The organism is Streptomyces sp. NPDC087310, from assembly GCF_044744405.1.
Lineage (GTDB): Bacteria > Actinomycetota > Actinomycetes > Streptomycetales > Streptomycetaceae > Streptomyces.
This window is the reverse complement of the sequence record NZ_JBIUYF010000001.1, coordinates 1,282,985-1,302,420: the sequence shown is the minus strand read 5'-3', so window position 1 is coordinate 1,302,420 and position 19,436 is coordinate 1,282,985. Positions and strand designations below refer to the sequence as shown.

General features: G+C 69.7%; 17 protein-coding genes and 2 tRNA genes. 7 read left to right on the top strand and 12 right to left on the bottom strand.

Annotated features, from left to right (window positions below; translation table 11 throughout):
- Positions 1 to 33 precede the first annotated feature (33 nt).
- Positions 34 to 702 carry a nucleoside/nucleotide kinase family protein gene (locus ACIO3P_RS05300; protein ID WP_401855295.1) on the top strand — a complete coding sequence of 223 codons (669 nt, stop codon included), beginning with the start codon at positions 34 to 36 and terminating at the stop codon, positions 700 to 702.
- Between the two features lie 20 nt (positions 703 to 722).
- On the opposite strand, the gene ACIO3P_RS05295 is transcribed toward ACIO3P_RS05300, so the two are convergent.
- On the bottom strand, positions 723 to 1,682 hold the full coding sequence (locus ACIO3P_RS05295; protein WP_401855127.1) for an NAD(P)-dependent alcohol dehydrogenase: 960 nt from the start codon (positions 1,680 to 1,682) through the stop codon (positions 723 to 725).
- Between the two features lie 126 nt (positions 1,683 to 1,808).
- Between ACIO3P_RS05295 and ACIO3P_RS05290 the strand changes: the two genes are divergently transcribed.
- Positions 1,809 to 2,453: a helix-turn-helix domain-containing protein gene (locus ACIO3P_RS05290; protein WP_329826913.1), complete on the top strand. Its 645-nt coding sequence runs from the start codon at positions 1,809 to 1,811 to the stop codon at positions 2,451 to 2,453.
- 100 nt (positions 2,454 to 2,553) lie between these two features.
- Here ACIO3P_RS05290 and ACIO3P_RS05285 read toward each other — a convergent pair whose 3' ends face one another.
- The 3 genes from ACIO3P_RS05285 to ACIO3P_RS05275 all read right to left on the bottom strand — a co-directional run bounded on the left by ACIO3P_RS05285 (position 2,554) and on the right by ACIO3P_RS05275 (position 7,112).
- Positions 2,554 to 4,506: a galactose oxidase-like domain-containing protein gene (locus ACIO3P_RS05285; protein ID WP_329826914.1), complete on the bottom strand. Its 1,953-nt coding sequence runs from the start codon at positions 4,504 to 4,506 to the stop codon at positions 2,554 to 2,556.
- Positions 4,503 to 6,560 (bottom strand): glycosyltransferase family 2 protein, encoded by a 2,058-nt coding sequence (locus ACIO3P_RS05280; RefSeq protein WP_401855125.1) that lies wholly within the window; start codon positions 6,558 to 6,560, stop codon positions 4,503 to 4,505. Before ACIO3P_RS05280 ends, ACIO3P_RS05285 begins: the two co-directional genes overlap by 4 nt.
- Before the next feature lie 478 nt (positions 6,561 to 7,038).
- Positions 7,039 to 7,112: transfer RNA gene (locus ACIO3P_RS05275), tRNA-Lys, on the bottom strand.
- Between the two features lie 214 nt (positions 7,113 to 7,326).
- Here ACIO3P_RS05275 and ACIO3P_RS05270 point away from each other — a divergent pair.
- The 4 genes from ACIO3P_RS05270 (at position 7,327) to ACIO3P_RS05255 (ending at position 11,928) form a co-directional block, all read left to right on the top strand.
- Positions 7,327 to 8,721 carry a peptidoglycan-binding protein gene (locus tag ACIO3P_RS05270; RefSeq protein WP_329826916.1) on the top strand — a complete coding sequence of 465 codons (1,395 nt, stop codon included), beginning with the start codon at positions 7,327 to 7,329 and terminating at the stop codon, positions 8,719 to 8,721.
- 449 nt (positions 8,722 to 9,170) lie between these two features.
- Entirely contained in the window at positions 9,171 to 10,409 is a 1,239-nt protein-coding gene (locus ACIO3P_RS05265) for an SPFH domain-containing protein (protein ID WP_401855123.1), read from the top strand.
- A gap of 166 nt (positions 10,410 to 10,575) precedes the next feature.
- Positions 10,576 to 11,163 carry a lytic polysaccharide monooxygenase gene (locus ACIO3P_RS05260; protein ID WP_329826917.1) on the top strand — a complete coding sequence of 196 codons (588 nt, stop codon included), beginning with the start codon at positions 10,576 to 10,578 and terminating at the stop codon, positions 11,161 to 11,163.
- 273 nt (positions 11,164 to 11,436) lie between these two features.
- Complete coding sequence (locus ACIO3P_RS05255) at positions 11,437 to 11,928, top strand: phospholipase (RefSeq protein WP_329826918.1); 492 nt, start codon at positions 11,437 to 11,439, stop codon at positions 11,926 to 11,928.
- Positions 11,929 to 12,044: 116 nt separating this feature from the next.
- Here ACIO3P_RS05255 and ACIO3P_RS05250 read toward each other — a convergent pair.
- The 6 genes from ACIO3P_RS05250 to ehuB form a co-directional block, all read right to left on the bottom strand.
- A tRNA-Lys gene (locus ACIO3P_RS05250) sits at positions 12,045 to 12,118 on the bottom strand.
- 68 nt (positions 12,119 to 12,186) lie between these two features.
- Positions 12,187 to 12,945 (bottom strand): IclR family transcriptional regulator C-terminal domain-containing protein, encoded by a 759-nt coding sequence (locus tag ACIO3P_RS05245; protein ID WP_329826919.1) that lies wholly within the window; start codon positions 12,943 to 12,945, stop codon positions 12,187 to 12,189.
- Positions 12,946 to 13,197: 252 nt separating this feature from the next.
- Positions 13,198 to 13,974 carry an ectoine/hydroxyectoine ABC transporter ATP-binding protein EhuA gene (gene ehuA / locus ACIO3P_RS05240; protein WP_329826920.1) on the bottom strand — a complete coding sequence of 259 codons (777 nt, stop codon included), beginning with the start codon at positions 13,972 to 13,974 and terminating at the stop codon, positions 13,198 to 13,200.
- Complete coding sequence (gene ehuD / locus ACIO3P_RS05235; protein WP_329826921.1) at positions 13,964 to 14,617, bottom strand: ectoine/hydroxyectoine ABC transporter permease subunit EhuD; 654 nt, start codon at positions 14,615 to 14,617, stop codon at positions 13,964 to 13,966. Before ehuD ends, ehuA begins: the two co-directional genes overlap by 11 nt.
- Positions 14,614 to 15,306, bottom strand: a complete 693-nt coding sequence (gene ehuC / locus ACIO3P_RS05230) for an ectoine/hydroxyectoine ABC transporter permease subunit EhuC (RefSeq protein WP_401855121.1) — start codon at positions 15,304 to 15,306, stop codon at positions 14,614 to 14,616. The genes ehuD and ehuC overlap by 4 nt, the downstream gene beginning before the upstream one ends.
- Positions 15,303 to 16,205, bottom strand: a complete 903-nt coding sequence (gene ehuB, locus ACIO3P_RS05225) for an ectoine/hydroxyectoine ABC transporter substrate-binding protein EhuB (protein ID WP_329826923.1) — start codon at positions 16,203 to 16,205, stop codon at positions 15,303 to 15,305. The genes ehuC and ehuB overlap by 4 nt, the downstream gene beginning before the upstream one ends.
- Positions 16,206 to 16,312: 107 nt before the next feature.
- Here ehuB and ACIO3P_RS05220 point away from each other — a divergent pair, with 107 nt between their 5' ends.
- On the top strand, positions 16,313 to 16,810 hold the full coding sequence (locus tag ACIO3P_RS05220; RefSeq protein WP_329826924.1) for a DUF3830 family protein: 498 nt from the start codon (positions 16,313 to 16,315) through the stop codon (positions 16,808 to 16,810).
- Between the two features lie 100 nt (positions 16,811 to 16,910).
- Here the strand turns inward: ACIO3P_RS05220 and ACIO3P_RS05215 are convergent, their stop codons facing one another.
- Together ACIO3P_RS05215 and ACIO3P_RS05210 are read right to left on the bottom strand one after the other, a co-directional pair.
- Positions 16,911 to 18,374, bottom strand: a complete 1,464-nt coding sequence (locus ACIO3P_RS05215; protein ID WP_401855294.1) for an amidase — start codon at positions 18,372 to 18,374, stop codon at positions 16,911 to 16,913.
- Positions 18,375 to 18,390: 16 nt separating this feature from the next.
- Positions 18,391 to 19,341: a D-2-hydroxyacid dehydrogenase gene (locus tag ACIO3P_RS05210; protein WP_329826925.1), complete on the bottom strand. Its 951-nt coding sequence runs from the start codon at positions 19,339 to 19,341 to the stop codon at positions 18,391 to 18,393.
- Positions 19,342 to 19,436: the final 95 nt, after the last annotated feature.

Sequence of the window (19,436 nt, the reverse complement as noted above, 5' to 3'; positions counted from 1 at the left end):
GAGATCCCTGTGGAGACCCCCGTGGACACCGCCATGGAGACCGACCTCGCCGCCCTCCTCGACCGGGCCCGCGGACTCCTGGACCGGCCCGGCCGCACCGTCCTCGGCATCACCGGCGCCCCGGCGGCCGGCAAGAGCACCCTGGCCGGACTGCTCGTCCGGGAACTGGGGCCGGGCGCCTGCCTGGTGCCGATGGACGGCTACCACCTGGCCGACTCCGTACTCCGCGCCCTCGGCCGCCGGGACCGCAAGGGTGCCCCCGACACCTTCGACGCCGCGGGGTACGTCGCCCTCCTGCGCCGCCTGCGGGACGCGGCCGGAGGGGAGACCGTCTACGCGCCCCGCTTCCACCGGGAGATCGAGGAGTCCATCGCCGGGGAGATCGTCATCGCCCCCGAGGCCCGGCTCGTCATCACCGAGGGCAACTACCTGCTGCTGCCGGACGGCCCCTGGGCCGGGGTACGGCCGCTGCTGGACGAGTCCTGGTACGTGGCGCCGGACGAGGCGCTCCGGCTGCGCCGACTGGTCGACCGGCACCGGGAGTTCGGCAAGTCCCCGGACGAGGCCCACGCGTGGGCGCACGGCACCGACCAGGACAACGCCGTGGTGATCGCGGGCACCCGGGGGCACGCCGATCTCGTCGTACGGCTGAGCGCCACGGGCGAGACGAGTGAGACGGGCGAGACGGGCGCCACGGGCTAGCCGGCGCGAAGCCGGTCGTGTCAGATCACCTGGACCACGTGTTTGCCCCGTACGCCGCCCGCTTCCAGCGCGCGGTGGGCGCCCGCGATGTCGGCGAGCGGGAACACCGTGTCCACGACCGGGCGGACCGCGCCGCTCTCCACCTGGCGGGTCAGCTCGGCGAAGAGCTCGTGCCGGGGGTTCCCGCTGAAGAACCGTACCCGCCGTGAACCGAACACCGTGGTCGCCAGGATGTACGAGAGCGAGGCGAGCGGATGATCGGCGTCGAAGCTGATCGACACCATGCGCCCGCCCGGCGCCAGGAGCCGGCGGTAGGCGCCGGTCCCGGTGCCGACGGTGTCGAGGACGACATCGAACGAGCCGAGGCCGGCCGGGCCCGTCGTCGCGTAGTCGAAGGCATCGTGGGCCCCGAGTTCCCGTACGAAGTCGAGGTTCTTCGCGCCGGCGAGCGCCGTGACACGCGCGCCGTACGCCCGGCCGAGCTGGACGGCGACCGTGCCGACGCCGCCGCTCGCGCCGCGCACCAGCAGTCTCTCGCCCGGCCGGAGGCGGGCCTTGTCGCGCAGAGCGGTGATCGCGGTCGTGCCCACGCCGGGCAGCGCCGCCGCCCGGACGGGATCGAGACCGGCCGGGGCGAGCGCCAGCCGATCGGGGGCGACCGTCACGTACTCGGCCGCGCTCCCGAGGGCCGTCCTCCCCGGCAACCCCCATACCCGGTCGCCCACGGACAGGCCGGACAGACCGGCTGCGCGGGAGTCCAGCGCGGCGACCTCCCCGGCGAAGTCCACGCCCATGCGCTTGGGGAACCGCCGGCCGGCCAGCAGTCGGGCCTTCCCCGACCGCAGGGCGAGCTCGCCTCCGTTCACGCTGCTGCCGTGGACGCGTACCAGCACCTCCCCCGGCTTGGCGACCGGAATCGGGCCCGTTCCCTCGTACAGCACTTCCGGCGGCCCGTACCGGTCGTACCGAGCCATGCGCATCTCGCTCAATGTCCTGCTGCCCATCAGTCCGTCGGTCCATCGACCACTAAGTGGTTGATGTCTTCCACTTGTGGACCCTAACGCGCTACCTGAACGAGGTCTTCCACTTGGCTTAAAGTGAGAGACATGCCAGCAGAGGACTCTCGGATACTGCGTGCCGACGCGCTGCACAATCGCGAACGCATTGTCGAGGCCGCCCGCGAGACCTTCGCGACGCTCGGGCTCGATGTGCCGATGTCCGTGATCGCCCGGCGCGCCGGCGTCGGGGCCGCGACGCTCTACCGCCGCTTTCCCACCAAGGAATCGCTGGTCACCGAGGTGTTCGCCGACCAGCTCGCGGCGTGTGTGGCGGTCGTCGACGACGCCGTCGCGGACCCGGATCCCTGGCGCGGGTTCTGCGCGGTCATCGAGAAGGTGTGCGCCATGCACGCCGTCGACAGGGGGTTCTCCGCGGCGTTCCTCTCGGCCTTCCCCGGCGCGGTCGCCTTCGACCGGGAACGGGCGCGCGCCGAGCGGGGATTCGGCGAGCTGATGCGGCGGGCCAAGGAGACGGGGCGGCTACGTGCCGACTTCGCCATGGAAGACCTCACGCTGCTGCTCATGGCCAACCGCGGGGTCGTCCCCCCGTCGAACCAGGTCGCGCCGGCCGCGTCCCGCCGGCTCGTGGCCTATCTGCTCCAGGCGTTCCGCGCCGAGGGCGCCGAGCCCCTGCCGCCGGCGCCCCCGCTCGGCCTTGACCAGGTACTCGACTCGCCCACGGCCCGACAATGATCAGCGGACGAGGAGTCAGGGAACGAGGGGAACGAGGGGAACGAAGGGAACGAAGGGAACGAGGGGAACGAAGGGAACGAGGAGCCGGCGGAACGAGGAGTCAGGGAATCTCCACCCACACCGCCTTCGACGGTGTGCCCTCCCCGTCCGTCACGAAGAGCATGTACCACCCCGACGGCACCAGCGCGCTGTTCTTCGGCACCGTGACCTCGACACCGTCCGCCGTCTTCTTGAAGTCCAGCGCCACCGTGCGCTGTTCGACGTCGGTGACATGGGTGACCGCGCTCGGCCGCATCAGCTTCGCCGTCGTGACCGCGCCCGGGTCCTTCACCTTGAAGACCGCGGAGCCGCCGCGCTTCACGGCCTTCGGCCCGTCCGTGACCTCCGGCGCCGTGTCCCGGTAGAGGTACGGCGGCGTGTAGATCTCGATGCGCTGCTCGAAGACGCCCGGCTTGGTGTTGGCCTTGTCCGCGTAGAGCGAGTCCGAGCCGAAGATCATGACGCGGCCGTCGGGCAGCAGCAGGGACCCGGAGTGGTAGTTGCGGCCCACCGCCGGGTCGGCCACCCGCGTGTACGCGTTCGACGCCGGGTCGAACATCCGCGCCTGGAGTACGTTCGAGCCGCCGCGTCCCCGGTAGTCCTCCGAGCCGCCCGTGACCAGCACGCTGTCGTCGGGCAGCAGGGACGCGCTCGGGTAGCGGGTACCCCGCTCCAGCGTCGGGCCGTCCTTGAAGCGCGGGTCGGCGTCCTTCAGGTCGACCAGCCGGGACTTGTCGCTGGACTTCTCGGACTCGCCGATCCCGCCGCCGCCGATCACCATGAACTTCTGGTCCTGGGCGGGCGGCAGCATCACCGTCGCGGAGGTCTCCATCTGGTCCGGGTCGCCCAGTCCGGGGACCTTGTCGAACTTGTTGGTCTCCAGGTCCCAGATCCCCGGGTCACGGCCGACATCGGCGGGCCCGTAACCGGAGTTGGAGCCGCTGTAGAAGAGCTTCCCGTCGTCCATCAGGAAGACCGCGGGGTACGTGGGGAACTTCCGGATGTCCCCGGTGTACTTCCAGGTCTTCTTCTTCGGGTCGTAGATCTCGTTCTTGCCGGGGACGAGCTGGCCGATCTCGTCGAGCCCCGAGAGCGCCAGGACCTTGCCGTCCTTGAGCGTGGTCAGCGTGGGGTACCAGCGGGCCTCGTTCATCGGGTCGACGCTGATGTACTTCTCCGCGACCGGGTCGAACTCGTACGCTTCCTTGATCCCCTGGAAGTCCTTCTTGTCGAGCGCCAGCTTCTGCCCGATGCCGTACACGTTGCGGGCGTCGGAGCCCTTCATGCCGTGCACCCGGTAGTTGTCCTCGGCGCCGGTCTCGTACTTCGCGCCGGACTGGCGCGCCTCGACGTAGACCCGGCCCAGCCCGGCGTCGTTGCGCAGGTACGCGCCGGTGGTCTTGTCGAAGACCTTCGTGGCCTTCTCCACCAGGATCGGGTCCTTGGAGACGAAGGTCTTGCCGTTCTCCTTGCCGGTGAACACCGTGCCCGCGGGCAGGGTGATCGGCTTGTCCGGATCCTCGTTGTGGACGACCATCAGGCCGCCCGCCTTGGTGACGTCGCCCTTGAGCTTCTCGTACCGCTTCGTGCCGCCGGCTATGAGCAGCTTCCCGTCGGGCAACTGGGAGTGCCCGGAGCAGAACAGGTCCTTGGGGGTGGGGATCTTCTTGTACGCGTCGGTCGCCGGGTCCCAGAGGATCGACTCGAACGTGCCCGCGTCGAAGTTCTTCTGGTTGTTCCCCGAGCCGGCGATCAGCAGCACCTTGCCGGTGTGCAGCAGCGAGGCGTGGATCGAGTTGATCCGGAACTTGGCCGGGACGTCCAGGAAGCCCCAATGGCCGTTCGCCGCCTTGTAGTCCGGGCGGTTGATCTTGTACTCGTGGTACTGCTCCGAGCCGAACCGGTAGAGCGCGGGTCCGTTGAAACCGGCGACCGCGACGACGACCGCGGCGCCGATCGCGATGCGCCTGGCCCGGTTCCTGCGGTGGTTCTGCCGGACGGGAATCGCGCTCATTTCTTACGTCCCCCAAGGGAAATCCGTGCGGTCGGTGCGGTGGGTTCGGCCGGTGCCGGTGCCGGTGCCGGTGCCTGGTCGGCGGAGTGCGGGAACTGCGGCAGCGGCGCCGTACGGTCAAGTGGCGGCGTACGGTCCAGCGCTGCCGTACGGTCCAGTGCTGCCGTACGGTCGAGCGGCGCCGTACGGTCCAGCGGCGGTACGGAAGCGCGGCCGCCGCGGTGCGCGCCGCGCCTGCGCTTCGCGCGCTTCTCCTGGCGCAGGGACCACCACCAGATGAAGATCGGCGCCGCCGTGATCAGCATCGCGAGCGTCGCCCACGTCAGCATCGCCGGATGGTCGTGCCCGAAGACGAACGAGGCGATCATCGAACCGCCGAAGACCAGGATGAAGAAGAAGTGCACCCGGAACGTGCCGAAGAGGGTGTCCGGGCTGGACGAGTCGCCCTTCGGTGTCACCACGAAGCTGCTCTTACGGCGCAGCACGGCGTCCATCAGCGAACGGGCGTACAGCGGCGCCGACATGGCCGACATCGCCATCCCCGCGAGCCCGCCGGACCCCTCCGGCTCGTGCGGCGAGACGTTGTGGCGGCGGTTCCAGATGTAGAGGCCGATCTGGAGGGCCGAGGCGTTCCCGTACAGCATCATCCAGATCGCCGGGTCGATCTGCACACCCGAGGCGCCCATGCCCAGGAAGAGCGCGCAACTCAGCGCCGCCAGGATCCAGTTGAGGGCCGACATCGGATAGAAGATGATCATCATCGTGTAGTTGAAGAGCTTGCCCGGGGGCAGCGAGGAGAAGCCCTTCCAGTACTGCTTGAGGATCGTCTCGTACGTACCGCGCGACCAGCGGAGCTGCTGCGTGAAGAAGTCCGTCCAGGCGGACGGTCCCTCGCCCACGGCCAGCACGTCGGGGGTGTAGACCGAGCGCCACTTGTTGCCGGACTCGGGGTTGCGGTGGCGGTGCATCTCGAAGCCGGTCGCCATGTCCTCCGTGATGGAGTCGTACAGCCCGCCGATCTGCTTGAGCGCCCTGATCCGGACCGCGTTGCTCGTACCGACGAACATGGGGGCGCCGTAGCGGTTGCCCGCGCGCTGGATCAGCGCGTGGAAGAGGAACTGCTGCGACTCGGCGGCCTTCGTGACGAACGAGTCGTAGTTCCCGTACACCTGCGGGCCGATGACGAAGCCGACGTCCGGGTCGCGGAAGTAACCGAGCATCCGCTCCAGGTAGTTGGGCATCGGTACGTGGTCGGTGTCGACGGAGGCGAAGTACTCGTAGTCGTCGCCGTGCGCGTCCAGCCAGGCGTTGTAGTTGCCGTGCTTCGTCTTGGCGCGGTGCGCGCCCTTGGGCTGGTTCCACTTCGCGATGCCCTTACGGGAGAAGTGGTGCACGCCCAGCCGGGCGCAGACCTCCTTGACCGCCGGGTCGTCGCCCTCGTCCAGCAACCAGACGTGCATCACGCCCCGGTGGCGGATGCGGACCGCGGCCTCCAGCGTCTTCGTCACCATCTCCAGGGGCTCCTTGCCCGGCACGAAGGAGGTGAGGAAGGCGACGCGCGTATCGCTCTCGGGCACGACGGGGACCGGGTCACGCGCCACCAGCGTCGCGTGCGCGTTCGAGATGACATTCATGGTGCGGAACAGCTCGATCAGACCGATCGAGACGAGCATCACGATGTCGAGGACGAGGAGCGTGTCGTTCTTGAGGTTGGGGTCGCGCTCGGTCCAGTGCTGCGGCTGCATCAGCCAGGCGAAGAGGCCGAGCGAGAGCAGCGGCGCCGCGCCGAGCAGCAGGGCGGCCCGGATGCGGTGCGTCTCCTGGGAGAGCAGCGAGCGGTACTGCACGGTGTACGGTTTGTCCGCGTCGGGCCTGGTCAGCGGCCCGGCGAGCCGGCTGTAGTGCTCGTAGTCGTACTTCGGCAGGACGTTCTTCGGCGGCCGGGGCCGCTGCTGTCCGGCCCTTCTGAGGTGCGAGGGTATGCGGAGCTGGGTGGTCCTGGACGCGTCGGTCTCCTGCCGGTCGCCGTCCGGCCCGTGTGGCGTCGACGTCATGAGTCATCCCCCCGCACGCACACGTACTGCGTGATGGATCGAGTTTTCGTCCGGATGTTCCGTCCGGAGTGGCCCCCTGGCCATCACTCCGGGCATGTGAATCGCGGCTTCTGTCTCCTTCTGACCGGAAATATGACCGGTCCGGTTGCGCGATGTCGCCGGCGACACCGTGCAAGCCGTGTCCGTACGGGCCCCCGCCCCGCCGCATCGCCATCACTGGAACAACTCGGCACGCCGCGTACAACTGTGCGGATCGCGTGTTCCTTTGATGGTGATGAGTTGAGGATAGGTTGTCCGACCATCGTCCGGATCGCAAGGGAGAGAAGAGCTGATTGCTGATCATCTGGGCGATTTGTGTGTTCGGTGTGACGGATGCGATGGCGAGCAGTCGCCAAGATTGGCGGGTTTCCGCGAGTCGTCGGCTGGAGCGGGAATGAGTGAAGCCCCCTCACGTGGCGTGAGGGGGCTTCACTGTGCGTGCGCCGCCAGGGACTCGAACCCCGGACCCGCTGATTAAGAGTCAGCTGCTCTAACCAACTGAGCTAGCGGCGCCTGCTGACCTGGAGAACTGTACCCGACAGGGAGGAGTGGCTCCGACCATTTGATGGCTGTTGCGGCCTGTCGGATTGTCTTTTCTTACCTTCGATCCGTCAAAATGCGATTTGTCCGGACAGTTGACTCGCCAGTGCCCGTGCCACCGGGCTGAAAGATCTTGAACGAAGAGTCTCTCGATGAGCTTGATGAGGATGAGTGTGGAGGGGATCGCATGACCGTCCCGGTCTTCGAGGAGTACGAGCCCGCTCTCGACTGTCCCTGCGCCGGGTGCGCCGAGCGGCGGCGTGATCTGGCCAAAGGACTGCCCGTACGGTCCGGCGGCCACCCGGCCGCGCATGGCGCCCGGCGGGCGCTGGTCCTGATGACCGCCGCCGGGGTCGCGCTCGGCACGGCGGGCGTGGAACCGGCGCGCGCCGCCGGCCCGGCCGCCCGGGCGGCCTTCGACCCCGACCCGGAGACACCGCAGGGCGGCAGCGGGCCCCTCCACGGACGGCCCCTGCCCGGCCCCGGCTCGGGCAAGCCCACGGCGGAGCCCCGTACGTCCACCCGCGCCGAGATCATCAACCGCGCCAAGCTGTGGGTGAACGCCAAGGTGCCGTACAGCATGGAGAAGTACTGGACGGACGGGTACCGCCAGGACTGCTCCGGCTATGTCTCGATGGCCTGGAACCTCGCGGCCAACGAATGGACCGGCAGCCTCGCGGAGTTCGGCGTACGGATCGAGCGCGAGGAGCTGCAACCCGGCGACATGCTGCTCTTCCACAACCCGGCCGACCCGAACAAGGGGTCGCACGTCACGCTCTTCGGCGGCTGGACCGACTACACGCACACCTACTACATGGCGTACGAGCAGACCAAACCGCACGCCCGCGTCCAGTCCACGCCCATGGCGTACTGGAACAACTCCAACCGCTACATCCCCTACCGCTACAAGGGCGTGATCGAGAGCGGCGACGGCAAGGGCCCGGAAGGGGGTACGGGGGGCACGGGCGGCGCGTCCGCCGCGTACCCCGGGGCGAGCGCCTTCGGCCCCCGCGCCAACAACAAGCACGTCACCCAGCTCGGCCGGATGCTCGTGAAACGCGGCGGCAAGCGCTTCTACGCCCAGGGGCCGGGGCCCCGGTGGGGCGAGGCGGACCGGCGGGCCACCCAGGCGTTCCAGCTCGCGCAGGGCTGGCGCGGCAAGGCGGCGGACGGGCTGCCGGGGCCGGGGACCTGGCGGTATCTGGTGAAGGGCCTCGGCAAGAACATCGCGCCCGCGCGGGGCGCGGGTAAGGGCGCCGGCGGGGATGTGGGCGGGGGCGGACAGGGCGTCGTCGGCCCCGCGGTCCCGCCGGTCGCCGCCGCGAAGCCGCCGGCGCCGCACACCACCGCGTTCCCCGGGAGCGCGTACTTCCGGCCCGGCGCGGCCAACCCGTACGTGCTCCGGCTCGGCGAGCAGCTCGTGAAGCGGGGCTTCGGCCGGCACTACACCACGGGCCCCGGGACGCGGTGGACGGAGGCCGACCGGCGCAATGTCGAGGCGTTCCAGCGGGCCCAGGGCTGGCGCGGCGCCGAGGCCGACGGCTACCCGGGCCCGGCGACCTGGCGGCGACTCTTCGCATGACGGACACGAGGATGACGGTGACGATGACGACCACCCCGCAACCGCAACCGAACGGCGACGAGGACGGCCTGCGAGGGCTGTTCACGGTACGTCCCGAGCCGGCGCCTACGCCCGACCCGCCTCCCGAGCTCGTGCCCGATCCGGCCCCGGTCGACGCGGCCGAGTCGGAGGCGCGCGAGAAGCCTGAGGTGCCTGATGCGCCTGAGGTACCCGAGGCGCCTGAGAAGCCCGAGGACGGTGTCGGCTTCGAGGACGTGGTAGCCGCCGGTCTCGCGGACGCCGTACCCCCGCCCCCGGAGGTCCCAGCGGCCCCGGAGGCCCCGGCGGACCTGAAGGCACCTGCGGATCCGACCGCCCCAGCGGACCCGGTCGCCTCAGTGGTCCCAGGGATCCCAGCAGTCGCAGCAGTCCCAGCGGCCCCGGCGACTCCAACACTCCCCGCGGCCCCCGTGCTCCCCGCGGCTCCACGGGACGAGCGTCCCGCGCTCGAACTGGGGCCCGGTGCCTTCGGCCGGGGCAACGGGGTCTCCGTACGGTCCGGGCGCCCCGGGTCCCCCGGTGACCGTCCCCGCTGGAGCCCGCTCATCGTCGGTGAGTCCACCCACGAGATCCCCGTCCACCTCCTCTTCCGCGACGAGGCCGAGGCGCCGGCGCCCGCCGGGGGACCGGTCAGGCCCACCGTCGTGGGGCGCCGGCTCGGGACCGGCGAGCAGCCCCGCATCCGTCCGGCGCCCGCGCCCGCGCCGGTGCCCGTCGTCCCCGCGCGTGCCGCGCCGTCCGGCGATCCGCATCTCACCGAGCGCCCCGGCCCCGCGCTGCCCGGCTGGGCCGCCGTGCTCGTCGGACTCGGCGCGCTGCTCGGGTGCGCGGCCGTGACCTGGTGGGCCGGGGCCCTGCCGGGCACGGTGACGAAGGCGCTGCGGCTGCCCTCGTACCCGTACGACGGCATCGGGATCGTGGAGTGGGCGCTGCTCGCGCTCGGTGTGACGGTCGCGCTCTTCGCCTTCGGCGGGCTGGGCCGCGGCCGGGCCGGCCAGGCGTGGGTGCTGACGCTCTTCGGTGACTACCGGGGGAGCGTGCGCCGTACGGGACTGCTCTGGGTGAGCCCGCTGCTGCTGCGCCGCCGGGTGGACGTACGGCTGCGGCACTGGCGCAGCGAGCCGATGCCCGCCGTCGACTCGAACGGTACGGCGCTGCGCGTCGTCGTCCTGGTCGTCTGGCGCGTGCGGGACACCGTACGGGCGGCCCTCGGCGTCGAGGACCACGAGGAGTATCTGCGGGAGCAGGTCGAGGCCGCGATGGCGCGGGTGCTCTCGCAGCTTCCCGCCGACGCGTTCCACGACGAGGCGCCGACCCTGCGCAACGCGGAGGCGGTCGGGAACGCGCTCACCCGGATGCTGTCGGCGGAGGGCCGGCCCGTCGGCGTCGAGGTCTTCTCGGCGCAGCCGACGCGGATCGAGTACGCGCCGGAGATCGCCGCGGCGATGCAGCGCAGCCGGATCGCGGCGATCGACGCCAGGCACCGGGACTCCGTACTGACGTCGGTGGTGGACGCGGTGGACGACACGGTGCACCGGCTGACGACGCGTGGCCTGGTCGAACTGGACGACTACGAGCGCAAGGCGCTGGTGAAGGACCTCACCGTCGCGTTCTACACGGGGCGGCAGGAGGCCGGGGCGCGGCTGTGAGTGCCCAGGAGGCCCGCCAAGTGGTCTGGACCGCATGGTGAGTTGTTATGGACACGACCACAATTCCTCCATACTCTGAGACTTGGTCCAGACCAACAGTCGTAATCTCTCTGCGCGCGCGTGCGGCACGGCTCACCGAACTCCCCCACGTTCTCTGGAGCGAAGCATGCGAAAGAAGATGGGCGCGGCCGTCGTCGGCCTCGCCGTCACCGCCGTCTCCCTGCTCGCCACCGGCAGCGCCAGCAGCCATGGCTACACCGACTCACCGATCAGCCGCCAGAAGCTCTGTGCCAACGGAACCGTCGCCAACTGCGGCAACATCCAGTGGGAACCGCAGAGTGTCGAGGGGCTCAAGGGCTTCCCGGCGGCCGGTCCCGCCGACGGAAAGATCTGCTCGGGCGGCAACGGCCAGTTCGCGCAGCTCGACGACCCGCGCGGCGGTACGTGGCCCACCACCAAGCTGTCGAGCGGCCAGAGCCACACCTTCCGCTGGCAGTTCACCGCCCGGCACGCCACGACCGACTTCCGCTACTACGTCACCAAGAACGGCTGGAACCCTTCGCAGCCGCTCACCCGTGCGGCACTGGACACCCAGCCGTTCCTGACGGTGCCGTACAACAACCAGCAGCCGCCCGCCACGCTCTCGCACACGGGCACGCTCCCGTCGAAGTCGGGGCGGCACATGATCCTGGCCGTCTGGACGGTCGCGGACACGGCGAACGCGTTCTACGCCTGCTCCGACGTCCAGTTCTGATCTGACGGGCAGTCAGTAGGTAAAGACCTTGGGAGTACGGCGTCTTCGGTCCGGTACCAAGCGGGGCGAGTGCGGACGGACCGTCAACAGGCGCCGCTCCCAAGGGGCGTGAGTGCGCCAAAGGGTGTTTGGCGATGGCTGGAATTGGGGCACCATTCCCGCATCGGTCATCGCGCGTAGACCCGTGCGACAGCCGCGGAGTTCACGCTGTGGGCGCTCCTTGTCACCCCGGTCAGGGAGCGTCTCCCCCCATATGCCCGGAGGTTTTCCGTCATGCGCAGACGTCTGGCACTTCCTCTCGCAGCAGCCGTACTCTCCCTCCCCACCGCCCTCCTGACGGCCACGCAGGCCGCTGCCGCGCCGGCCGACAAGCCGCAGGTGCTGAGCAGTTGGACCCAGGAGAGCGCCGCGAGCTACAACTCCTGGGTCGCGGCCCGTGGCAGCCAGGGCTCCTGGTCGTCCTACGCCTTCGACTGGTCCACGGACTACTGCTCGTCCTCGCCGGACAACCCGTTCGGCTTCCCCTTCCAGACCTCCTGTGCCCGGCATGACTTCGGCTACCGCAACTACAAGGCGGCCGGTCAGTTCGAAGCCAACAAGGCCCGGCTCGACTCCGCCTTCTACGCGGACCTGAAGCGGGTGTGCGCGGCCTACTCGGGCGCGCAGAAGACGTCCTGCGACGGGACGGCGTGGACGTACTACCACGCGGTGGACATCTTCGGCGTGGACGGACAGAAGGGCGGCACCGCGAAGAGCGCGGCCTGATCTTTGAGCGTCCGGCCTGAGCGCCTGATCGCGAGTTCCTGATCTCTGAGCGTCCGGCCCCCACGTCCGGACGCGAGGAAGGCCCCCCCCTCGCGCGAGGGGCCTTCCTGTGTCGGTGCGCCGCCAGGGACTCGAACCCCGGACCCGCTGATTAAGAGTCAGCTGCTCTAACCAACTGAGCTAGCGGCGCCTGCTGACTCGAAAATAATACCCGGTTCTCAGGAGTGCTCCGAACCAGCGCCCGTAGGGGCCCCGCCCCTAGATCGTCAGGGCCAGCGCCACCGGGGCCGCCCCGCGGTTCAGCGACTCCGCCGCCGCGCGCAGCCGGTGGGCGTGTTCGAGCGGGAGGGAGAGGGCGAGGCACCCGACCGCCGAGCCGGCCGTCAGCGGGACGGCCGCGCAGACCGTGCCGACCGCGTACTCCTGGAGGTCCAGTACGGGGACGGTGGACGGATGGCCGTCCAGCCGGGAGAGGAGCAGCCGCTCGCTGGTGATCGTGCGGGAGGTGAACCGGGCGATCTTGTGGCGGGCGAGATGTTCCTTGCGGCTGCCGTGGTCGAGCTGGGTCAGCAGGCACTTGCCGATCGCGCTCGCGTGAGCCGTGGTGCGGAAGTCCACGTACTCGTTGACGGCGGGCGTGAGCGGGCCTTCGGAGACCTGGGTGATCTTGATCTCGCCGTCGACGTAGCGGCTGACGTAGATGGCCGCGCCGATCGCGTCGCGCAGCTCGGCGAGGGTGTCCTGGAGCCGTGTTTCGAGGACCTGCGCCCGGTCCGCGCCGGAGCCGAGCAGGGTCAGTGAGTCGCCTATCACATAGGCACCGTCCGTCGCCTGCTCCACGTATCCCTCGCGGCGCAACATGGCGAGGAGCGGCGCGAGATGTCCGGCCGGCAGCCCGCTCTCGCTGGCGATACGGGCTGCGGTCACGCCGCCGCCGTGCCGGGAGACCGTCTCCAGCACACGCAGGACGTACCGCACCGAATGGAACGGCGCGGTCGGCTCCGGCTTCAGCACCACGGTCCCCCCTTGGCAGGTTGTTACCGCAAGCTCACCCCCACGATAACCGTCAAGGGTGCGGAAAAGGGCCGCTGTTGACCACCGGATTCGGCGCGGCCCAGGTCTCTGTACTGGGCCGCGCCACTCTGGCATATGCCAGGGGGATAGTTCTTCAACAGAGTGTGAGGTTGCTGTGCAGGTCAGGGCGCGCTCCGCGGACCGTCGGGTATGCGCCGGGCGTACGCCGGGCGCAGTGCGCCGGGTGCAAGGCGCTCAGAGCACCGCGCCGAGGAATTCCCGCGTACGTTCGTTCTCCGGGTCCGTGAAGATCTTCTCCGGCGGTCCCGACTCGATGACCTTCCCGGCGTCGAACATCATCACGTCGTCGGAGATGTCCCGGGCGAAGTTCATCTCGTGGGTCACGCAGAGCATCGTGATGTCCGTGGTGTGGGCGATGTCCCGGAGGACGTCCAGGACCCCGGCGACCAGTTCCGGGTCGAGCGCCGAGGTGACCTCGTCCAGCAGCAGGATCCGCGGCCGCATCGCCAGCGCGCGGGCGATGGCCACCCGCTGCTGCTGCCCGCCCGAGAGCTGGGTCGGCTTCGCCTCGCAGCGGTCGCCGAGCCCGACGAGGTCGAGCAGTTCCCGGCCGCGCTCCTCGGCCTCGTCCTTGCCGAGCCCGAGCACCCGGACGGGCGCCTCCGTGACATTGCGCAGGACGTTCATGTTGGGGAAGAGATTGAACTGCTGGAAGACCATTCCTATGTTCTTCCGCACCTCGCGCACATGCTTCTCGCTCGCGGGGAACAGCTTGTCGCCGTTGATGGTGATGGTGCCCTCGTCGGGCTTGACCAGCGTCATCAGCAGCCGCAGGATCGTCGTCTTGCCGGATCCGGACGGGCCGACCAGAGTGACGTGCTTTCCCGGCTGTACGGAGAAACAGAGGTCGTCCAGGACGGTGTTCGAGCCGAATCTCTTCGTGACGTTCTCGAAGCGGATCAGCTCGGTGTCCGTGGCGGTATCGGTGGTGTCAGTGCGGTCAGCGGACAAGACGACGCTCCAGGGCTCGCATGAGAAGAGAAGCCGGATAGGCGATGAGGATGAAGGCGACACCGACCACGGTCAGCGGCTCGGTGTACTGGAAGGTGGCCGCGCTCTCCAGCCGGGACTGCTGGAGCATTTCCAGCACACTGATCCCGGCGAGCAGCGGTGTGTCCTTCAGCATCGAGATGACGTAATTTCCCAGCGCCGGCACGATACGCCGGATCGCCTGCGGCAGGATCACCGCGATCCACGTCCGGCCGACGGGCAGGCTGAGCGCGGTGGCCGCCTCCCACTGGCCGGCGGGCACCGCGTCGATTCCGGCCCGGTAGACCTGTGCGGTGTACGTCGAATAGTGCAGCCCGATCGCGAGCGTGCCGGTGGTCAGCCCGGAGAACTGCACGCCCCACTCGGGCAGGACGAAGAAGAAGAAAAAGAGCTGCACGAGCAGCGGTGTGTTCCGGATGAATTCGGTGAAGACATGGACCGGCCACCGGATGAGACGCGTCGGCGCCCGGAATCCGATCGCCCAGACCAGACCGAGGGTGAAGGAGAGGAGCGAGCCCACGACGAGGACCTGGAGGGTGAGGAGCAGCCCGTCCCAGAAACGTGGCATGAAGTCCGCGACGGCGGACCAGTCCCAATTGTTCATCGGGTGCCTCCCGGTGTCCCCGGGGTGCCCGGTGTCATGGTGATGCCGATTCCGGCCTTCGTCTTCCGCTCAAGCGCCTTCATTCCGCGCGTCAGGACGAACGCGAGCACGAAATAGATGACCAGGGTGATCGAGTAGATCTGCGCGCTCTCCTGGGTGGCCAGCCGCACCAGATAGGCGGCGAACGACACATCGGCCACCCCGAGCAGCGAGACGAGCGCCGTGCCCTTCAGCAGTTCGACGAGGAGATTGCCGAACGGGGGGATCATCTCCGGTATCGCCTGCGGCAGCAGGATCAGCCGCATGCGCTGCCACGGCGTGAAGTTGAGGGCGATACCGGCCTCGCGCTGCGCGGGCACCACGGAGTTCAGCGCGCCCCGCACGACCTCGGCGCCGTACGCCCCGTACGACAGGCCCAGGGCCAGCACGGCGGCCCACATCGGGACGAGGGCCCAGCCGAACAGGCCGGGCATCACGAAGAAGAGCCAGAACATCAGCACCAGTGCCGAGGTGCCGCGGAAGATCTCCGTGTAGAAGCCCGCGAGGAATCGGACGGTACGCGAACGGTGCGTACGGGCCATTCCGACGTTGAATGCCACGAAGGTGGCCAGCGCCGCGCTGTACAGGGTGAGTTGAACGGTGATCCAGATACCGGGGAGCACCCAGTGGGTCCAGAGGCCGGCTGTCATGCGCACAGCTCCTCTGCCGTCATGGTGGTCATCTCCGACTCGGCGAAGCCGAACGGCTTGAGAATGCGGAACAGTTCGCCGCTCTTCTTCATCTTGTGGATCTCGACGTTGAAGGCGTCCCGCAGACCGGAATCGGTGGGCCGGAAGGCGAAACCGCCGCCGTCGACCTTCTTCTTGCCGTCCACGACCGGTGCGAACGGTTCGGTCGCCTCGGCCTTTCGGCTGTTCTTGACCACTTCGCGTCCGGTCAGCGCCGTACCGGCGAAGACGTCGACCCGTCCTGATTCGACGGCGTTCAGCCCCGCGACCGGGTCCTGGAGAATGACGATCTCCTTCTCGGGTATCCCGGCCGAAATCGCGTAGTCGATCTCCGCGTAGCCGGTCCCCGTGGCGAGTTTCGCCTTGGAGCGCACCACGTCCTGATAGGAGAGCAGCTTCTTCGGATTCCCCTTGCGTACGAGGAAGGAATCCAGCATCTGATACTCGGGATCGGCGAAGATGACCTGCTTGCACCGTTCCGCGTTGATGTACATCCCCGCCGAAACGACATCGAACTGCTGCGCGTTGAGGCCGGGTATCAGCGAGGAGAAGTCGGTCGCGACCGGCTGTACGGAACCGATGCCGAGCCGCTTGAAGATGACCTTCGCGAGTTCCACCGCCTCGCCGGTGAAATCACCCTGGTCGTTGATGTACCCGTACGGTGCCTCGCCCGCGATCCCGAGCCGCACCGTGCGCTGCGATTTCAGCCGGGCGAGGGTGTCCCCCGTCGGAACCCGGCTGCATCCGGCGGCGCCGAGCGCCCCCGCGGCGCCCAGCACGGCCGTACCCAGCAGCAAGGAACGTCTGCGTATGGACCGTTTTGGTGCTCTTTCCGAGGTGTTCTCAGGTGGTGAGGCCATGGGCGCGCGGCTACCCGACTCCATCAGGGTTATGCGCATCAATTTGAGCCGATCTTGCACATCCGGCGTGCCCTTGACTCGGGGGACCGGACGAGGACCATGAAGACATGACCGATCGATTTGTCACCGTGTCATTGGACAAGCGCGGCGTGCACTGCACCGCGAAACTGCTGGACGACCGCGCCCCGGTCACCTGCGCGGCGGTGTGGGAGGCACTGCCGCTGGGCTCGGACGTGTACCACGCGAAGTACGCGCGCAACGAGATCTACGCGCTGTTTCCGGCCTTCGCCGCCCAGGAGCCACCCCTCGAAAATCCGACAGTGACCCCGATCCCCGGGGATCTGTGCTACTTCACCTTCTCCGACACGGAGCTGGGCACGTCGTCGTACGGATACGACGAGAAGGCCACCGCGGGCCGCCGCACGGTCGTGGATCTCGCCCTCTTCTACGAGCGCAACAACCTGCTGATCAACGGCGACATGGGGTGGATCCCCGGCATCGTCTGGGGCACGGTGGTCGACGGCCTCGACCGGATGGCCGACGCCTGCCAGGACCTCTGGCGGGCGGGGGCCATCGGCGAGACGCTCAGCTTCCGGCGCGAGTAGGGGCGCCCGGGGCGGTGGGGCCCTGAGCGGTGGGGCCCTGCGCGTGGGGCGTCGGGGCCCCGCGCGCTCAGCCTCCGGCGCTCAGGCTCCGGCGGGCGGCTCAGGCTCCGGCGGGCGCCGGGATCCGGGCCGCCCCCGACTCGTACAGCGCGTGCGCCGCGCGCAGCACCAGCTCGTCCGCGTGGCGCGCCGCGACGATCTGCACCCCGATCGGCAGCCCGTCCGCGTCCACCCCGCACGGCACCGTGGCGGCGGGCTGCTGCGTCAGGTTGAACGGGTACGTGAACGGCGTCCACGCCGTCCAGCGCCGCTGCCCCGAGCCCCTCGGGGTCTCCACGCCCGCCTCGAACGCGGTGATCGGCAGCGTCGGGGTGACCAGCAGGTCGTACGAGGTGTGGAAGCGGCCCAGCCGCCGCCCCAGCTCCATCCGCGCGTCCACCGCCGCCAGATAGTCCAGCGCGCTCCGCCGCTCACCGGACGCGATGATCTCCCGCAGCCCCGGGTCGAGCCCCTTGCGCTGCTCCTTCCCGAACGGCGCCACCAGCCGCGCGGCCCCCGTGAACCACAGGGTGTGGAAAGCCTCCACCGGATCGCTGATGTCCGGATCGGCCTCCTCGATGTACGCGCCCAGCTCGGCGAGCCGGCTCACCGCCGCCCGTACCGCCGAGGCCACCGCCGGGCGCACCGCGACCTGCCCACCGAAGGACGGGGAGTACGCGATACGCAGCCCCTTCACGCCGTCCACGCCCGCCGTCAGCGCGTCGCGGGCGGCCGGGGTCGGGGCGAGCTGCGACCAGTCCCGCCAGTCGGCGCCGCTGATCACGTCCAGGAGGAGGGCGGCGTCCGCCGCGTCCCGGGTCATCGGCCCGGCGTGCGCCAGCGTGCCGAAGGGGCTCGACGGATAGAGCGGAATGCGCCCGTACGTCGGTTTGAGGCCGAAGATCCCGCAGAAGGACGCCGGGATCCGGACCGAGCCGCCGCCGTCCGTACCGACGGAGAGCGGCGCCGCGCCCAGCGCCACGGCCGCCGCGCTGCCCCCGCTGGACCCGCCGGAGGTGCGGGAGAGGTCGTACGGGTTACGGGTCACCCCGTTCAGCGGGGAGTCCGTGACGCCCTTCCACCCGAACTCGGGGGTGGTCGTCTTCCCGACGAGGACCGCGCCGTGCTCCCGCAGCCGCGCGACCGCCGGGGCGTCCTCGTCCCACGCGCCGCCCGGCCGTACGGCCCGGGAGCCGCGCAGGGTGGGCCCGCCGCGCTGGAGGAAGAGGTCCTTCACCGAGACCGGCACCCCGTCGAGCAGCCCCTGCGGCTCCTTCCTGCGCCAGCGCTCGGCGGAGGCCGCCGCCTGCGCGAGCGCCGCCTCGGAGTCCACCCGTACGAACGCGTTGACCAGCGGCTGCACCGTCTCGATCCGGTCCAGTACGGCACGGGTCGCGTCGACGGGGGAGAAGTCGCCCTTCGCGTAGCCCGCCAGCAGCGCGCGTGCGGTGAGGTCGGTGAGGAAGGTGTGATCCGTGGTCGTGCGACCAGCAGCCGTGTGATCCCTGGTGCCGCGGTTCGTCATGTGGCCTCCGATGCGATCAGTCATGCATGGGGACGTACCCACGTTCCTTGTCCACCACGTGGGGAAAAGGCTTTCCGCTCACCCACAGCTCGTACAGACCGACGAACTGCTCGCCCAGCCGGTCACGCCAGCCGACCGTGTCGCCGCTCATGTGCGGGGAGACGATCAGCCCGGGAACGTCCCACAGGGGGCTCCGCGGGTCCAGCGGCTCCTGCTCGAAGACGTCGAGCGCGGCGCCCGAGATCCACCGTTTGGAGACCGCGGCGACGAGATCGTCCTCGACGACGAGCTGCCCCCGGCCCACATTGATGAACCGCGCGGACGGCTGCATCAGGCCGAACAGCCGGGCGTCGAACATGCCGCGCGTCGCGTCCGTCAGCGGCGCCGCGCTGATCACCCAGTCCGCCCGGGTCACCAGCCGGTCGAGCTGGTCCGCGCCGTGCACGCCGGGGCGCGCCGTACGGCCGGTGACGGCCACCGTCACGCCCAGGGCCCGCAGCGTATGGGCCACGGCCCGGCCGATCGGGCCCGCGCCGACCACGACGGCCCTGCTCTCCGCGACGCGCAGCCCCTCGCGGTGCTGCCAGCGGCGCCGGCTCTGGAGCTCCAGCGTGCCGGGCAGATCCTTGGCCATGGCCAGGACGAGTCCCGCCACGTACTCGGCGATCGGCTCCTCGAAGATGCCGCGCGCGTTGGTGACGACGGTCTCCGAGGCGACCAGTTCGGGGAAGAGCAGCCGGTCCACGCCCGCGCTCGCGGTGTGCACCCAGCGGGGCCTGGGGCCCTTACCCGGCCAGGCGTCCCGTACCGCGTCCGAGGTGAAGTCCCAGACCAGCAGGGCGTCGGCCAGCGGGAGTTGCGCGGCGAGGCCGTCCGCGTCGACCGACGTGATTCTGGCGTGTCCGGTGAGCCGGCCGAGGCGCGGCGGCGGGTCCGCCGTCAGGACGAGGAGGGTGGGTGGGGGCATGGGGAGCAGCCCTTCTGCCGGGGCCGATACACCCGGCGGGTGCCGGGCGCGGGCCATGCGGAGTTTCCCGCGGGAAAATTCCGTGCAACGTCTGA

What these genes read in the sequence shown, in the direction of transcription:
- ACIO3P_RS05300 (WP_401855295.1), top strand. Translation starts at nt 34, where the DNA reads ATGGAGACCGACCTCGCCGCCCTCCTCGACCGGGCCCGCGGACTCCTG.
- ACIO3P_RS05295 (WP_401855127.1), bottom strand. Translation starts at nt 1,682, where the DNA reads ATGCGCATGGCTCGGTACGACCGGTACGGGCCGCCGGAAGTGCTGTAC.
- ACIO3P_RS05290 (WP_329826913.1), top strand. Translation starts at nt 1,809, where the DNA reads ATGCCAGCAGAGGACTCTCGGATACTGCGTGCCGACGCGCTGCACAAT.
- ACIO3P_RS05285 (WP_329826914.1), bottom strand. Translation starts at nt 4,506, where the DNA reads ATGAGCGCGATTCCCGTCCGGCAGAACCACCGCAGGAACCGGGCCAGG.
- ACIO3P_RS05280 (WP_401855125.1), bottom strand. Translation starts at nt 6,560, where the DNA reads ATGACGTCGACGCCACACGGGCCGGACGGCGACCGGCAGGAGACCGAC.
- ACIO3P_RS05270 (WP_329826916.1), top strand. Translation starts at nt 7,327, where the DNA reads ATGACCGTCCCGGTCTTCGAGGAGTACGAGCCCGCTCTCGACTGTCCC.
- ACIO3P_RS05260 (WP_329826917.1), top strand. Translation starts at nt 10,576, where the DNA reads ATGCGAAAGAAGATGGGCGCGGCCGTCGTCGGCCTCGCCGTCACCGCC.
- ACIO3P_RS05255 (WP_329826918.1), top strand. Translation starts at nt 11,437, where the DNA reads ATGCGCAGACGTCTGGCACTTCCTCTCGCAGCAGCCGTACTCTCCCTC.
- ehuD (WP_329826921.1), bottom strand. Translation starts at nt 14,617, where the DNA reads ATGAACAATTGGGACTGGTCCGCCGTCGCGGACTTCATGCCACGTTTC.
- ehuC (WP_401855121.1), bottom strand. Translation starts at nt 15,306, where the DNA reads ATGACAGCCGGCCTCTGGACCCACTGGGTGCTCCCCGGTATCTGGATC.
- ehuB (WP_329826923.1), bottom strand. Translation starts at nt 16,205, where the DNA reads ATGGCCTCACCACCTGAGAACACCTCGGAAAGAGCACCAAAACGGTCC.
- ACIO3P_RS05220 (WP_329826924.1), top strand. Translation starts at nt 16,313, where the DNA reads ATGACCGATCGATTTGTCACCGTGTCATTGGACAAGCGCGGCGTGCAC.
- ACIO3P_RS05215 (WP_401855294.1), bottom strand. Translation starts at nt 18,374, where the DNA reads ATGACGAACCGCGGCACCAGGGATCACACGGCTGCTGGTCGCACGACC.
- ACIO3P_RS05210 (WP_329826925.1), bottom strand. Translation starts at nt 19,341, where the DNA reads ATGCCCCCACCCACCCTCCTCGTCCTGACGGCGGACCCGCCGCCGCGC.